Genomic DNA, 14,461 nt, shown 5'->3' on the forward strand with positions numbered 1-14,461 from the left:
CGCTGGATCATGCAGGCCGACCCGCGGTTGTTTCGCGCCTATTGCTTGAAGGAAGCCTTCGCGCGATCTTCAAACTGCCTCTCGATGAAGCGACCGTGGCTCTGTTAGCGCCGACGGATTCAACTGGTCGACGTAAAGGTCGTCACGCCGGGTTCCCGCCGAAACTTCTGCACGCGACGACAGCGGCTGAGCGCCGGGCCAACGAGCGCAACGAGAGGACTGGCGATCCAATATGCGCAGAGGGCCGCGCGGCGGTCTGTGAACGTCGCTATGCGGAGACTCGGAGGGGCTCGAGGGCGGCTAGCACGAGGTCGAGGCCGAAAATGAACTCCTCGGCTGGGTCGTAGCCGGCGGCGATGAGCGCCGCGGCGGACTCGTTGAGGTAGGGGAACTCGTCAGGAGGAAGCTGGGGTAAAAAGACGTTCTCGGCCATGTCCGCGAACTCATCGGTGGTGTCGAACGGCACGCTGGCTGCGTGCAGGGCGAAACCGTAGACATAGCTGTCGAGCAACCAGTTGGCGTGCGTCGCCATCAAGACCGGGAAGCCAGCCTTCCGCAGGCAGGCGGTGACCGCTTCATGGTGGCGGAGGTTCGCGGGCCCCGCCGATGTCCGTGACTCCATCAAACCGATCGCCCACGGGTGGCGTGCGAGAACCTGTCGGGCGGATATCGCCCGCCGTCGCATCGCCGACTGCCAGTCGGTCCCTTCGGGCGCGAGCTCGATCTCCTCGAACACGAGATCGACCATGGCGTCCAGCAACTCCTCTTTGCTTGCCACGTAGTGGTAGAGCGACATCGCGCCCGCGCCGAGCGCGCCAGCCAGCCGGCGCATGCTCAGCCCGTCGACCCCCTCGCGGTCGGCGAGCCGGACCGCTTCAACTACCACCCGCTGCTTGCTCAGGACCGCGCCTGACGCGACCTGTTCTTGTTCCCTCGCAGACACGGGTCTCCTCGCTCGCTCGAACGGCTTGACAATCGCCTAGCGCTCCTTCATCGTACAGTGTACGACGTACAGTGTACGACGTACGGTGTACTAGCCAGCGAAAGTCGCAGCTCGAACGTGAGGAGGCTTGTGTGGGAATCAAACAGCGAACGAATGCTGGAGCACGCCTAGCGCCGGGGGCGAGTCCGACCGGGGCGGCGACGATGTGGGCTGCCGTGCACCACCGCTACGGCCCGCCCTCAGTACTTGAGTTGGCCAAGGTCGGGCTACCACTGCCCGGTCGAGGCGATGTGCTCGTCCAGGTGGGCGCGGCCTCGGTACATCCTGGCGACTACTTCGTCATGACCGGTGAGCCGTACGTGGTGCGCCTGGCATTCGGGCTCCGCCGGCCGCGCCACGGCGTCCCTGGCAGGGACCTCGCTGGCGTGGTGAAAGCGGTCGGGAAAGATGTCACCGCTCTCCGCCCCGGCGACGCGGTGTTCGGCTGGAGCACCGCTGGAACGCTCGCGGAGTATGCCTGCGTTCCGGTGGACAACCTCGTGTCCGTGCCTGCCAACCTGTCGGACGTGAACGCGGCAGCGGTGCCCACGTCGGCCATGACGGCGTTGCAGGCATTGCGCGATATTGCGAACGTTCGGCCGGGCCAGACGGTGCTGGTCACGGGCGCGTCGGGCGGCGTGGGCTCCTTCGCCGTACAGATCGCCAAGGCGTTTGGCGCCGAGGTGACGGGTGTGTGCAGCACCCGCAATGTCGACTTGGTCCGGTCGCTCGGTGCCGACCACGTCGTTGACTACACGAGGACCGACTTCACCCGCACCGAGCAGCACTACGACGTCATTCTCGACAACGTGGAAGCCCAGCCCCTGGCGGCTGTCCGCCGAGCGCTGACTTCCACCGGCACCCTCATCCCCAACAGCGGACGCGGCGGCCGCTGGCTAGGCCCCCTCGGTCGGATCGTCACAGCGCGCGTGCTGTCCGGGTTCACCCGTCAGCAGCTGAAGCCGTTCACTTCGGTCGCGAAGCGCCAGGACCTGCTCACCCTGGCCGACCTGCTCACGACCGGGCAGGTCACGCCCGTCATCGACTGCACCTACCCCCTCGACAAAGCAGCCGACGCCCTCCGCCACGTCGGGGCCGGCCACACCCGAGGGAAGGTCGTCGTCACCGTCTGACGACCGGACTGACGAGAACGACCCCACCCGTGCCTATGCACGCCCAGACCTGCCGCCACTCCGGCGGACGGACCGCTCCTCTCGAAAGAAGAACCGATGACCATCCAAACGAAAACCCCGAACCTGCTCGACAACCCGCCGATCCCCGTGCAGGCCAAGCTCGCGGCCGCATGGACCAGCTTCATGTTCCTCTACATCTATGTCGACTACTTCCACCTCTACAAGCCCGGCGCCATCGACGATATCTTGGTTGGCGTCGTCTTCAAGTTCGACATCACCCCGGCGTTGTTGACCGCGTTCCTCGCGCTGATAGCGATCCCCGCCCTGATGGTTATGCTCTCCATGACGCTACCCGCCCGGGTGAACCGCGCCATGAACCTCGTCGTGGCATCGCTGTACATCCCCGTCACGGTGTTCAACGCGGCAGGGGCGTCCTGGGACTGGGCGTTCTTCGACGGCCTCTCCATCGGACTTGAGGTGCTGCTCCTGGCCTTCATCGTGCGCTCCGCCTGGACATGGCCCCGTACCCACCGCCGTCCCAGCCGGTCCCGCGACAGCCGACCTTCGACAGTAGGTATCCGTGTAAAGCCCTTCGGCGGGAAGCCCACCACTGCGGACACTGGACCGTGACCGTCTCAGTCGCGGTATGCGCAGAGAACCTGCTCTCGAACGGTCTGGTGTCCGCGCGGGCGGACTCGCAGGCCGGACCGCCGCATCGCTTCCTTTCCTCCGGGACGGGGGCAGTTGCGACACCGGGAGAACGTGACCATATATGCACCATAAACTCCAGAATCTGACCAGATTCAGTCCGTATTCCACTGCGCAGTGCGTAAACGAAATCTCATGAAACCTGCGGAATTCTGCGGCATTCTGCCCGTGTTACATGTTGGCGACAAGGCCAAGACGCCTATCATTTGAAGGTTTTTGCCTTCATTATCTCGTTGCCGACTGTCTCCGAAAACCCGCGGATTCCCCTGTGTTTACAGGGAACCGGGCGGTTCGCTGCCTCCAATTGTCCGTCATCGTTTTGAGTCATTTAGTGATGAATGTGATGGGTAAATGATGACCTTGTGAACCGCTTTTGGCGGGCGCACAGTCGTGGAATGACCGCGGCCCTGACGCGGTCCATGACGCTGACCGGCGCACCGCGCATCGCCTCGGCAGCCGAGTTGCAAACCCCGCCCACGCGCTCGTTGCCAGCCGAGCCGTTTCATGAAAGAAGCCCCGGTTCGCCGCCGCTGAGGAGAACCCCGAGCTCGGGCAACTCGCCATCTAAACTTGGCCTAGTACGAGCGAAAGGAACCACCATGAGCATGGAAGGCGCGGCCTGGAGCTCGCTGCACAAGATCTCGACCGCCAGGGACGCCAAGCACGGCTTCTCCCGTGAGTCCGTGCGGCGGATCATGACGTTCGCGGTGCCCTACCGGTCCAAGCTGCTGATCTTCATCACCCTCTCCACCGTGGGAGCTTTCCTCGCGGTCGCGACGCCGGTACTCGCCGGCCAGGTGGTCGACGTCATCGTCGCCCAGGGCGCGGTCACCACGATTGTGTGGCTCGCCGTCGTCATCGCGCTCGTGGCCGTGGCCGACGCCGCCGTGTCACTCGTGACGCGCTGGTACTCGGCGCGGATCGGTGAAGGCGTGATCCTCGACCTCCGCACCGCCGTCTTCAACCACGTGCAGAAGATGCCGATCGCGTTCTTCACCCGCACACGAACGGGCGCCCTCGTGAGCCGCCTCAACAACGATGTGATCGGCGCTCAGCAGGCCTTCAGCGGCACGCTGTCCGGCGTGGTCACGAACGTCGTGGCGCTGATCCTCACCCTGATCGTCATGCTCAGCACGTCCTGGCTCGTGACGGTTCTCGCCGTGATCATGCTCCCCATCTTCCTGGTACCCGCCCGCCGCATGGGAAGCCGCCTCGCCGCGCTCCGCCGCGAGGCCGCCGACCACAATTCCGCCATGAGCACGCAGATGACCGAGCGCTTCTCAGCGCCCGGCGCCACCCTCGTCAAGCTGTTCGGCCGGCCCGACGAGGAAGCCGAGGAGTTCCGTGTCCGCGCCGCCCGTGTCCGCGACATCGGTGTGCGCGCCGCGATGCTGCAGTTCGTCTTCTACACCGCACTGATGCTCGTCTCCGCTCTCGCCCTCGCGCTCGTGTACGGGCTCGGCGGCGCCCTCGCACTAGCCGACCAGCTGAACACCGGTGACGTGGTCACCCTGGCGCTCCTCCTCACCCGCCTCTACGCGCCGCTCACCGGCCTCGCAAACGCACGGGTGGAGATCATGAGCGCGGTGGTCAGCTTCGAGCGCGTCTTCGAGGTGCTCGACCTTGACCCGCTCATCAAGGAGAAGCCCGACGCCGTCGCCGTTCCCGAAGGCCCGGTGTCCGTCGAGTTCGACAACGTGCGCTTCGCTTACCCGTCCGCGGACAAGGTATCTCTTGCGTCTCTCGAGGAGGTTTCCACATTGGACACCCGCGGCGGTGAGGAGGTACTGCACGGCGTGTCCTTCAGGATCGAGCCGGGTCAGACCGTTGCCCTCGTTGGTTCGTCCGGTGCCGGCAAATCCACGATTGCGCAGCTCCTCTCGCGCCTGTACGACGTCGACAGCGGCGCCGTGCGCCTCGCGGGGACGGATGTCCGCGATGTCACGTTCGCCTCCATGCGGCACACCCTGGGCATGGTGACGCAAGACGGCCACCTGTTCCACGAGACCATCCTCTCCAATCTGCGCCTCGCGAGGCCGGAAGCGTCCGACGATGAGGTGTGGGACGCCGTCCGCCGTGCGCGGCTCGAGCCGCTCATCCGGTCCCTGCCCGACCAGCTGAACACCATGGTGGGCGAGCGTGGCTACCGATTGTCCGGGGGTGAGCGCCAGCGGATGACCATCGCGAGGCTCCTGCTCGCCCAGCCGCGCGTCGTCATCCTCGACGAGGCGACGGCGGCGCTGGACTCGACATCTGAGGCCGCCGTGCAGGCGGCGCTCAGCGAGGCGCTCAAGGGACGGACAGCGATGGTGATCGCACACCGCCTCTCCACCATCCGCAGCGCGGACCTGATCCTCGTGGTTGAGGACGGCTCGATCGTGGAGCGCGGTACGCACGAGGAACTACTGGCTGTGCGTGGGCGGTACGAGGAATTGCACCGGACCCAGTTCGCCGTGCAGAAGAATGTTGCGGCGGATACGGATACGGATACGGAAGCGCTACGCGGGATCTAGTCACTGAGCACTTCGCCACCATGCGGTCCGGCGCCTGAGCCAGACGACCGACGAGTCGGTGGCGCTGGTAATCACGGCCGCGTAATCGACTCCGGCCCGGTGGCCTCACGTCAAGCGCGGGCGGAGCGCGACCTGAGTTGGCGAAGGGTGGCTTCGATGCCGGCGGCGTTCTGCCGAGGAAAGCCGAGCAGCTCGTAGACCTTTCCCTGAACGGCTGGGACGGTGCTGTAGTCAAACGTCTCAGTAACGCGCGTAGACGTGGGCGTGAGCGGCGTGAGTTCCCAACGCCACCGGTGTCCCGCGGGGTGACGCCACTCTACAAGCCGACCGTCTTCGATGCGCGTCACCGTGCTGGTGATGCGATACGGGACGCCGAACTGCTTCATCGCTACCGAGAATTTTGCGCCCTGGGTGAGCCGCCGCGGCCCCGACACCGTACCGCCGACGGTGCCCGAGCCGTCCAGCTCACCGTGACGGTGCGGATCAGCCACCAACGCGAAGACGTCTTCGGCCGAAGCCGACACCTCAACAGTGCGCGCGACTTGGCGAGGCCCTTGCTCAACCTGTTCGACCGTCATACTGCTCAGCCTAGGTGGGGGCTGTCTCTTAGACAATGTTTCCGGCCCGACGCGCTGCACGTGGGCCTTTCAGGAGCGGCATCGATGCAACGAATTGCCGCTACGCGGGGTCGACACGGGCGCCGTCATCCTCGTCGCCCCAAGACTCAACAAGCGTGATTCGCCCGCGCGAATCCCGAATCGAAAGCACGAGCGCAATGATCGCGGTCGCGATTCCGATAACGCCCAGGGGGTTCGCGATACCAATAGCGATATCCAACGCAGGCTGTGTGGGTCCGCTGATGATTGTCTGCAAACCGCGAGGTGTTGAATCTGGAAGCGTGAGTCCCAACAAGAGTCCGATAACGCCTGATGCAAGGAAAAACACGTATGTTATCGCGCGAGTTTCGAACCCTCGACGTGCCGTGCGTCGTACCGCGAGCCCCGTGAACACCAGCAAGGCGGCAAAAATCACACCCAGCGTCGCCGCGTAGATGATGGTGAGGTCGCCACCGATCCCGAAGAGGTGGCGGCCGAAAGAGATCCACGCGGCCACCGCGATACCAGCAACCACGACCACGCCACCCATGTGCCCTGAGCGCGAGGCACCAGGCGTCGCGCGAACTCGAATTACGCTGTACGTCATCACGCGCTCTCAATCACTGTGCTCGTTACAACCGTAGCCATGGAAGTGCTTGCGCGTGCGCACCTCCACAGATGGACAAGCCCGCGAACCGCGAAATAAATGCGACGCTATCCGACAACACACCCCTACGCCACTTGGGACTGCGGCCGGTTCGATCGACTCATCTAGCCATATTGTTCGCCGGATGATGGCTCCCGCGACGGGGAATGCGGTCAGCAGCAAGCTGGCCATGTGGCCGCCGACGACACGGATATCCTCGAGGTGCATCGGCGATGCGGACCACGTCTTCCAACGCCCGGTAGGCGGCGTCATCGGCATTGGAGGTCGCGACCGTCTCCACCGAGCGTCGGATTATCAAGATCCTCCTCGTGCAAGCACCAAATCGCGGATCCGTTGAACAGCCTCATCCGCGTCCGTGCCACCCGTCCGACTGACATCCCACGCCGCGATGACCGGATCGACGGTCGGCGTGGTGGTTCTTCGCGAACACGAGGCTGCGATTGCCCAAATCGTTTGGTCGGCCGGAACGGTAAACGTGAGCGTGGCACGCGCAGCAGTGGTCTGCGCGAAGCCAAGCTTGCTCAGGGCGATCCCCGACGTGGCGTAGATGACCGAACGCGCAGGCACCCGCCACGGCGCCAATTGGTCAGCTGCGGAATCTCCAGAAACTAGAACGTGGACTCCAGCGGATGCGCCGGCGGCCACAACCGCAGTCGACTGGTCAGTGACAGGGCGCCCATTTGTTGTCCAGCAGCCGTGTGTCCGAACGGACCAAGCCATTCAGAGCGAGGAGGACATTCGCAACCGCCCGGCGTGATCCGCAGACCTGTCGGACGCACTCTGGGTAAATGGTGGGCAACTGCGTGTGCTCGAAAGCGCAGCAGGAAGAGACCGAGAACTTGAAAATGCCATCATCCGCGCGAACTTTCGCAGCGGTCATCGCCGGGTGCGAGGCCGCGTGGACCTTCTTCAACGCGGTCTTCAAAGTCCTCATCCCCGACCGTCTGCCTGTCGCCTAGGACGGGCACAGGCACGTGCTCGTTACCTTGCGGTCCGTGGGCTCGAACGAGTGGGCTGCCCGTGGTCTCCTGCTGAGTTTCTCCCAAGTGTCACGGCGGGAACGTGCCATCAGCACCGCTCAGTTGTGAGCGGTTACGCGGCACTCTCGTGGAGAGACGCCGAACTCCTTGCGGAAGGCCCTCGCGAACGACGCCGCATCGTCGAATCCCCAGCTGGCGCCGATAGCAGCGATTGGCCGCTGTGCGAGGCTCGGGTTCAGGAGATCACGCCTGGCTTCCTCGAGTCGGCGGTGCCTGATGCGGCCTCGAACGGTTTCTTCCTGTTCCTCAAACAGCTTCTGCAGGTAGCGCACAGAAATGTGGTGCGCGGCAGCAATGCCTGTTACTGACAGCCTGGAGTCGCCGAGGTGAGAGACGATGTGTTGGTCGATTCGTGCCAACAATAGTCGGCGTTGAGCATTTTCATCGCCCGAAGTGGCTTCGTCGAGACGTTCGCCGAGGGTTGCGGCTACGAGTTCGAAGATTGCATCCGACACCTGAAATCCGCGCCCCAGTGAGTCGCTGTCGAGCTGTCGACTCATCTCTCCAAGAAAGCTCGACGTGATCGCCCCGAGTCCGCGCCGGCCGGAGAACCGCGATGCCGTGAGTGACGACAACTGCCTGTGGTTCAGGCTGAGGGATTTCAGAGGAAACATAACAACGAACATACGGAAGGAGTCATCGAAATCGAGTTGGTAGGGCCGGCGCGTATCGTAGATGGCGAAATCTCCTGGAGCGAGAGCCGCATCGCGGCCGTCCTGGGTGATTACGCTGTAGCCGCGTAGCTGTAATCCAAGCTTGATGAAACCGGGGTCGGCGCGCGCAATCTGCCGCTGCGTGCGTCGTACCGACACTGCGGAACCGGTGACCGTGCTAATTTCTGCCGATCCGAGCTGCTGGGAGACCAGTGCGCCGTCGAAGCCAGCTGGAGTGAAGCCGTCGGGCAAGTCAGCGGTGAGCGGAACGAAACTGCGACTGACGGCGTCGGTCCAGGCGTCGAACCTTTCGACCGTGTCGAGTTCGGAGCAGTCAAGCATTTCACGCCCCGAACCGGACACCGACGGAACAAGTGCCAAGGTCATTGCAGCCTCCACGTCGTCGTGTGTGCCGCCCGCTCGTTGATAGGAGGGCGCTTGCGAAAGCATAACCCGGCCGGACGTGCATGGTATCGGAGTATCCGTACCTGCAGCATCTGGCCGGGCGCCGTCATTTGGGTTGTACGTGGGCGCTCAGGCCAGCACTGGTATCTGGTTCAGGAATTCCAGGACGAGTTGAGTGAATTCATCTGTGCGTTCGAACAGGGTAGCCTGACTGCTAACCGGACCCGTGAAAACATGCCACTGCGCTCCGGGGATCGCATTCGCCGCAAGCAGCCCAACTACGATTGGCGTCAGCAGATCTTGCTCACCGCCGATGGCCACGGTCGGCGCGGAGATCGAGGTCAGCTGGTGCAACGTGTCGTGGGCGAGGTCGGCATCCCACTGTTCAGCCACCGTGGCCATGCCTTCTGGCGTGCTCGGGAACAACGGGTCGACCTGCTGCGTGTGGGTGCGAAATTCGGGCGTCGACAGAAATTCGGGCAAATAGGCGATAGCGAGGGCGCCGAGGACTACTCCGCGATCACCGGTGCGCCACGGGTGGGCGAGTGCGGACAGCATGGCAGTCTGGAAAGCGCTGGCGCGCCCCCAAGCCGAAGCAAGTACCAGTTCGAAGGAGAATTCGTCAGTTCGAAGTTCAGGAACTCTGAGCATGAACATAGAGTGACGGACGGCCACGATAGCGCTGCTGCGATGCCTCATGAGCTCGGCTACGTCAGCTAGCGGCCGCGGCCTTACGCGGTCATGAACCGCTCCAACATGGACTGGTGCAGACAAAACCACGGCTGTTCTCACCTTGTGCCTCCACTACCTTGTGGCCATTACCCAGCGGCTACCTCAGAAGAGCGGGAAGAACTCGTTGCGTGTGATGCGCTGGATGAACACAAGCCCTGGAACGGGTAAAGCGATCTCGATGTAAGCGAATCACCTTGACGACGATCCTAGAGCGCTGGAGTAACAAGCCACCCACCGCGAATACGGGTGCGCGACCGAGGTGCGCGTCGGGCACAGTACTGTGCGCGTTCGGCGCAGTGCGAACAGCGGTCGATGGGGGAGGCTCGAAGTACCGACCTGATTCTGAATGAGCGGTCGGTCCATCACGTTCAAAGGAGAACACAATGCGATCGGATTACATCGTCGTCGGAGCCGGTTCGGCTGGCAGCGTCATAGCGCGCCGCCTCATCGATCAGGGCCACACGGTTCACGTCATCGAGGCAGGGTCAGTCGACACTGACCCGAACATTCACAACCCGCAGGGGTGGCCTGCTCTGCTGTTCTCCCCCAATGATTGGGCTGTCATGACTGCCCCGCAGATCCACGCAGCAGGCCGAAGCCTCTACTGGCCGCGCGGCAAGGTTCTCGGTGGAAGCAGCTCGCTGAATGGAATGATCTACGTTCGGGGACATCACAGTGACTACGACGGGTGGGCAGCGGAAGGTAACACCGGATGGGCGTGGAAAGATGTCTTCCCGCTCTTCAAGCGCAGCGAGGACCACATCGGCGGGGCATCCGAGTACCACGGCGTCGGTGGCCCACTGAGCGTCGAGAAGATCATCGATGGTCGGGCACCCACTGCTCAGGCCTTCGTCGATGCTGCGGTATCGCTCGGCTATCCCGCGACAGACGACTTCAACGGAGCGGTGATGGAGGGCGTTGGTTTCAATGACACCACAACGCGAAAGGGTAAGCGGGCCAGCGCCTGGCAGAGTTTTATGGTGCCCGTGCTCGACAATCCGCGTCTCACGGTGACGACCGGTGCCCTCGTGCATCGCATTCTGATCGAAGGTAATCGGGCTGTCGGTATCGAGTACGAAGCTGGCGGTGAGGTCGGCCGGGCTTTTGCCGACGCTGAGGTCATCATCAGTGCCGGCGCGATCGGTTCGCCCAAGATTCTGCTCCTGTCGGGAATTGGTGGCCGTGAGCAGCTCGACGAGCACGGTATCGGTGTTATCGCCGACCTGCCCGGTGTGGGTGAGAACCTGCACGACCACTTGTTGGTGAGCAACGTCTACGAGGCCAAAGAACCGTTGCCGGCGGGAGCGAATAACCTGCTCGAGAGCCAGCTGTACACGCGCAGTACCGATTGGGATGGGCCCGGCCCCGATCTGCAGCCGCTCTTTCTACACCTGCCCTACCCGACCGACGGCGGTGCCGTGCCTGAGAACGGCTACACGATTGCACCGGGAATCGTGCGTCCGGCGTCGCGGGGAACCCTGCGGCTGGCGTCGGCAGACCCGAACGAGGCGCCGATTGCCGACCCTAACGTTTTTGCCGATGAGTACGATCTCGAAGCTATGGTCGACGCGATCATCCTGTGCCGGGAGATCGGTCAGCAGGATGCCTTCGCACCGTTCCGCAAGCAGGAATTCGCCCCCGGCCCCGACGTCACTACCCGCGATCAGCTTCGCGAGTTCGCACGTCGCTCGGTGGGGACCTATCACCACCAGGTCGGCACCTGCCGTATGGGCTCCGACGACGCGTCCGTCGTCGATGCATCGCTTCGTGTGCACGGCATCGACGGTCTGCGCGTCGCGGACGCCTCGATCATGCCGCGCATTTCCAGTGGCAACACGAACGCACCGTCGATCATGATCGGCGAGAAACTCGCCGAGCTGCTGTCGAATTCAGCGGATGGCGTGGCCCAGACCGCGCAGCTCAGCGGCGCCCACAACTGAACTCGACCACACGACTAATAGAAAAGGACGATCTATGACTATCGAAAGCAATACCAGCGCGGCCGTCGGTGAACACGGAAGCGAAGATGAGCCCGTATTCACCACCGGAATGCTCATCAACGGAACGTGGCGGCAGGCCGACGAGACCTTCACCGATCTGAACCCCGCCAATGGCCGCCCCCTCGCCACGGTTTCCAGCGGATCGGCGAGCGACATCAATGAGGCCGTCGCCGCCGCGAGGGCCGCGCTCACGGGCGCCTGGAAGACCACGCCGGGTGCGGTCAGAGGTCAACTCCTCAACCGCATCGCCGATCTCATTGAGCGCGACGGAGAGTACCTCGCGCGACTGGAAGCCCTCGACATCGGCAAGCCCCTAGCCCAGCCGGGAATGCTTGATGTGCCCAACGCCGCAGCAACGTTCCGACACTTCGCTGGATGGGCGGACAAGATTCAAGGCACGACCATCCCGACAGCCGGTGCGATGGGGCGACCCACGCTGTCGTATACGGTGCGCGAGCCCGTCGGCGTTATCGGTGCGATCGTGCCATGGAACACTCCACTGATGATCGCAGCGTGGAAAATCGCGCCCGCTCTTGCAACGGGAAACACGCTTGTCGTGAAGCCCGCTGAAGATGCCCCGCTGTCGATTCTGCACCTCGCCACTCTGATCGTGGAAGCGGGGGTGCCGGTAGGCGTAGTCAATGTTGTTCCCGGAATGGGGAGCATTGCAGGGGCGGCGTTGGTCGAGCATCCGGATGTAGACAAGATCAGCTTCACCGGAAGCCCCGCGGTCGGCCGCCAGATCCAGATCGCTGCAGCCGCGACGTTCAAACGGGTGACGCTGGAACTCGGTGGCAAGACGCCGCAGATCATCTTTGCCGACGCCAACGTCGAAGCGGCGGTCGGTGGTTCGGCAATGGGTCTGTTCTTCAATCAGGGCGAGGTGTGTGCTGCAGGAACGCGCATTCTGGCCCACCGTTCGATATACCAGCAGGTCGTCGACGGTCTGGCGGCGGCAGCGTCGGCACAGGTGCTTGGCGATCCTTTCGACAGCACGACCACGATCGGAGCGTTGGTCAACGAAAAGCAGCAGAAGAGCGTGCTCGCCTATATCGAGAAGGGAAAGGCCGAAGGAGCGCGCGTCGTCGCGGGCGGCGACACGGGAAAGTCCGAGGGCTTCTACGTACGACCGACCATCTTCGCCGACGTCGACAACAGCATGACGATTGCCCAGGAGGAGATTTTCGGACCGGTCGGCGTTGTGATTCCGTTCGACACTGAAGAAGAAGCGATTCAGATTGCAAACGGCACGCCGTACGGCCTCGCTGCCAGCGTCTGGACCTCCGACGTCTCCACCGCACACAGAGTGGCCGCGGAGATTCGCGCGGGCGCCGTGTGGATCAACGGCTGGGCCGCAATCGACCCCGCTCTGCCCTGGGGCGGCATGAAGACCTCGGGCATCGGCCGCGAACTCGGTTATGCCGGTATTCTCGCCAACACCGAAGAGAAGGTGGTCACGGTCGTTCTCTAGACGGGCATGCCGGGCTGCATCCTGAACTTTGCAGGCTGAGCGCACGCCAATGCGGCGGAGGGGTACAAGAGCTCCTCCGCCGCGTTCTCCTACCGCGGCATGATCAGCCCTGCGTGGAGCGCACCTGGATTCAGTCGAACCGGTTCGTAGCCAGGCGTCGCAGGGCGAGGGCTAGTGCCAGTCGCACGCGTCCGCGGGGAGGGCGCGAACTCAGCATGGGTCGATGCGGGCTTGAAGTCCCGATCGTGCGCGCACCGTCGCCGGCGATCGACGATATCGCCGGCTGGTCGGCCTGTGTCGAGCAGACCGACGCGTTCGTCACTGAGATGCTGGCCGGAATGACCCTCCCGATGGAATCGTCTCTGGAGCAGATCGGGGGCGTCCCCACCTATGTCGTCACGCCGATCGGCACGGTGGTCGGCGACGATGCTCCCATATTCCGCAGCATTCACGGCGGCGCCATGATCGTGGGCGGCGGCGACCTCACCCGTGTGATGACGGAGATTTCAGCGCTCAGCGCGCCAATCACACGCTGGGCGCCGGACTACCGGCGACGCTCTGGAGGATGCCGAGGACGTCGTGCCCCTTGCCGCCCGTTCGGGACGGGACGTTGTTGTTGTGATCGGTTTTGGAGGTATAGGGGAACTTATTGCCCGTCGCCAGGCGCCGGGCAAGCGCCTGTTGATCGCCGACTTCAGCCAGGAAGCTCTCGATCGGGTCGGTTCGATGCTGCGCGTTGACGCTACGACGTCACCGAACACAAGGTGGACGTTTCGTCCGCGGAATCGATGGCGGAGTTGGCGGACGTGGCATCCGCTCTGGGATCCGTCGTGCAGGTGATTCACACGGCGGGACTCTCGCCGGTGCAGGCATCGGTGGCGGCGATCGTCGCGGTGGACCTGGTGGGGGTGGCTAACATGCTGGAGCTATTCGGTGCTGTGATCGCGCCGGGCGGAGCGGGCCTGGTCATCTCCAGCATGGCCGGTCACGGTGTTGAGCTGTCGGCGGAGGACGAAGACGCCCTCGCCACCCTGTCCGCGGCCGAATTGTCTGCTCTGCCCGTGATTCAGGGCCTGACGGAACCCGGGATGGCCTACGGTATCGCCAAGCGGGGAAACCAGGTTCGTGTTCAAGCGGCCAGCGTGGAGTGGGGTCGTCGTGGGGCCCGCGTCAATTCGATCAGCCCGGGCGTGATCTCGACCCCGATGGGGCAGCAGGAACTCAACGGCGAACACGGCGACATCATGCGCGCGATGATCGAGTCCTCCGGAACGGGACGCATCGGCACACCGACCGACATCGCCGACGCATCCGCTTTTCTTCTCGGCCCGACGGCGTCCTTCATCACCGGCACCGACCTGCTCGTCGACGGGGGAGTGGTGGGTGCACGAAGCGCATCCTGAAGGCCAGTGGCGCGTTGGGGCGGGGCAACCGATTGCCCCACGCCCGCAAGGTCATTTCGACATGGTCTCGCGCGGGTATGGCACGACAGACTCATTACCAACTCGCCGGACTGCCAGTGCCATCACGCGCTCCTCGCTAGTCCAGTCCCTCGACGATC

At 63.8% G+C, this 14,461-nt stretch carries 11 protein-coding genes; 6 read left to right on the plus strand and 5 right to left on the minus strand.

Features of this window, described 5'->3' with window-relative positions; genetic code table 11:
* Positions 1 to 268 precede the first annotated feature (268 nt).
* Positions 269 to 943, minus strand: coding sequence for a TetR/AcrR family transcriptional regulator (locus CXY75_RS04625; RefSeq protein ID WP_104081677.1), 675 nt, complete (start codon positions 941 to 943; stop codon positions 269 to 271).
* Between the two features lie 131 nt (positions 944 to 1,074).
* On the opposite strand from CXY75_RS04625, the gene CXY75_RS04630 reads away from it, so the two are divergent.
* From CXY75_RS04630 to CXY75_RS04645, 3 genes are all read left to right on the plus strand, one after another.
* A complete protein-coding gene (locus tag CXY75_RS04630; protein ID WP_199182365.1) occupies positions 1,075 to 2,115 on the plus strand; it encodes an NAD(P)-dependent alcohol dehydrogenase in 1,041 nt (346 codons plus the stop codon).
* Between the two features lie 96 nt (positions 2,116 to 2,211).
* Positions 2,212 to 2,745 (plus strand): DUF6326 family protein, encoded by a 534-nt coding sequence (locus tag CXY75_RS04635; protein ID WP_104081678.1) that lies wholly within the window; start codon positions 2,212 to 2,214, stop codon positions 2,743 to 2,745.
* Between the two features lie 677 nt (positions 2,746 to 3,422).
* A complete protein-coding gene (locus tag CXY75_RS04645; protein WP_104081679.1) occupies positions 3,423 to 5,336 on the plus strand; it encodes an ABC transporter ATP-binding protein in 1,914 nt (637 codons plus the stop codon).
* A 110-nt stretch (positions 5,337 to 5,446) separates the two neighbouring features.
* On the opposite strand, the gene CXY75_RS04650 is transcribed toward CXY75_RS04645, so the two are convergent.
* From CXY75_RS04650 to CXY75_RS04665, 4 genes are all read right to left on the minus strand, one after another.
* Positions 5,447 to 5,914, minus strand: coding sequence for an SRPBCC family protein (locus CXY75_RS04650; protein WP_104081680.1), 468 nt, complete (start codon positions 5,912 to 5,914; stop codon positions 5,447 to 5,449).
* Between the two features lie 100 nt (positions 5,915 to 6,014).
* On the minus strand, positions 6,015 to 6,539 hold the full coding sequence (locus tag CXY75_RS04655; protein WP_104081681.1) for a hypothetical protein: 525 nt from the start codon (positions 6,537 to 6,539) through the stop codon (positions 6,015 to 6,017).
* Positions 6,540 to 7,677: 1,138 nt separating this feature from the next.
* On the minus strand, positions 7,678 to 8,679 hold the full coding sequence (locus CXY75_RS04660; RefSeq protein ID WP_158251122.1) for a helix-turn-helix domain-containing protein: 1,002 nt from the start codon (positions 8,677 to 8,679) through the stop codon (positions 7,678 to 7,680).
* Positions 8,680 to 8,826: 147 nt separating this feature from the next.
* Complete coding sequence (locus tag CXY75_RS04665) at positions 8,827 to 9,348, minus strand: alpha/beta fold hydrolase (protein ID WP_146069369.1); 522 nt, start codon at positions 9,346 to 9,348, stop codon at positions 8,827 to 8,829.
* Between the two features lie 464 nt (positions 9,349 to 9,812).
* Here CXY75_RS04665 and CXY75_RS04670 point away from each other — a divergent pair, with 464 nt between their 5' ends.
* The 3 genes from CXY75_RS04670 to CXY75_RS04680 all read left to right on the plus strand — a co-directional run bounded on the left by CXY75_RS04670 (position 9,813) and on the right by CXY75_RS04680 (position 14,303).
* Entirely contained in the window at positions 9,813 to 11,369 is a 1,557-nt protein-coding gene (locus tag CXY75_RS04670; protein WP_104081684.1) for a GMC family oxidoreductase, read from the plus strand.
* Between the two features lie 34 nt (positions 11,370 to 11,403).
* Entirely contained in the window at positions 11,404 to 12,900 is a 1,497-nt protein-coding gene (gene styD / locus CXY75_RS04675; protein WP_104081685.1) for a phenylacetaldehyde dehydrogenase StyD, read from the plus strand.
* A gap of 788 nt (positions 12,901 to 13,688) precedes the next feature.
* On the plus strand, positions 13,689 to 14,303 hold the full coding sequence (locus CXY75_RS04680; protein WP_233201731.1) for an SDR family oxidoreductase: 615 nt from the start codon (positions 13,689 to 13,691) through the stop codon (positions 14,301 to 14,303).
* Positions 14,304 to 14,461 lie beyond the last annotated feature (158 nt).

Source organism: Cryobacterium sp. Y11, from assembly GCF_002929535.1.
Taxonomy (GTDB): Bacteria; Actinomycetota; Actinomycetes; order Actinomycetales; family Microbacteriaceae; genus Cryobacterium.

Coding starts and splice junctions, on each gene's coding strand:
- CXY75_RS04665 (WP_146069369.1), bottom strand. CDS start 9,348: ATGCTCAGAGTTCCTGAACTTCGAACTGACGAATTCTCCTTCGAACTG.
- CXY75_RS04635 (WP_104081678.1), top strand. CDS start 2,212: ATGACCATCCAAACGAAAACCCCGAACCTGCTCGACAACCCGCCGATC.
- CXY75_RS04655 (WP_104081681.1), bottom strand. CDS start 6,539: ATGACGTACAGCGTAATTCGAGTTCGCGCGACGCCTGGTGCCTCGCGC.
- CXY75_RS04650 (WP_104081680.1), bottom strand. CDS start 5,914: ATGACGGTCGAACAGGTTGAGCAAGGGCCTCGCCAAGTCGCGCGCACT.
- CXY75_RS04645 (WP_104081679.1), top strand. CDS start 3,423: ATGAGCATGGAAGGCGCGGCCTGGAGCTCGCTGCACAAGATCTCGACC.
- styD (WP_104081685.1), top strand. CDS start 11,404: ATGACTATCGAAAGCAATACCAGCGCGGCCGTCGGTGAACACGGAAGC.
- CXY75_RS04660 (WP_158251122.1), bottom strand. CDS start 8,679: ATGACCTTGGCACTTGTTCCGTCGGTGTCCGGTTCGGGGCGTGAAATG.
- CXY75_RS04680 (WP_233201731.1), top strand. CDS start 13,689: ATGGCGGAGTTGGCGGACGTGGCATCCGCTCTGGGATCCGTCGTGCAG.
- CXY75_RS04670 (WP_104081684.1), top strand. CDS start 9,813: ATGCGATCGGATTACATCGTCGTCGGAGCCGGTTCGGCTGGCAGCGTC.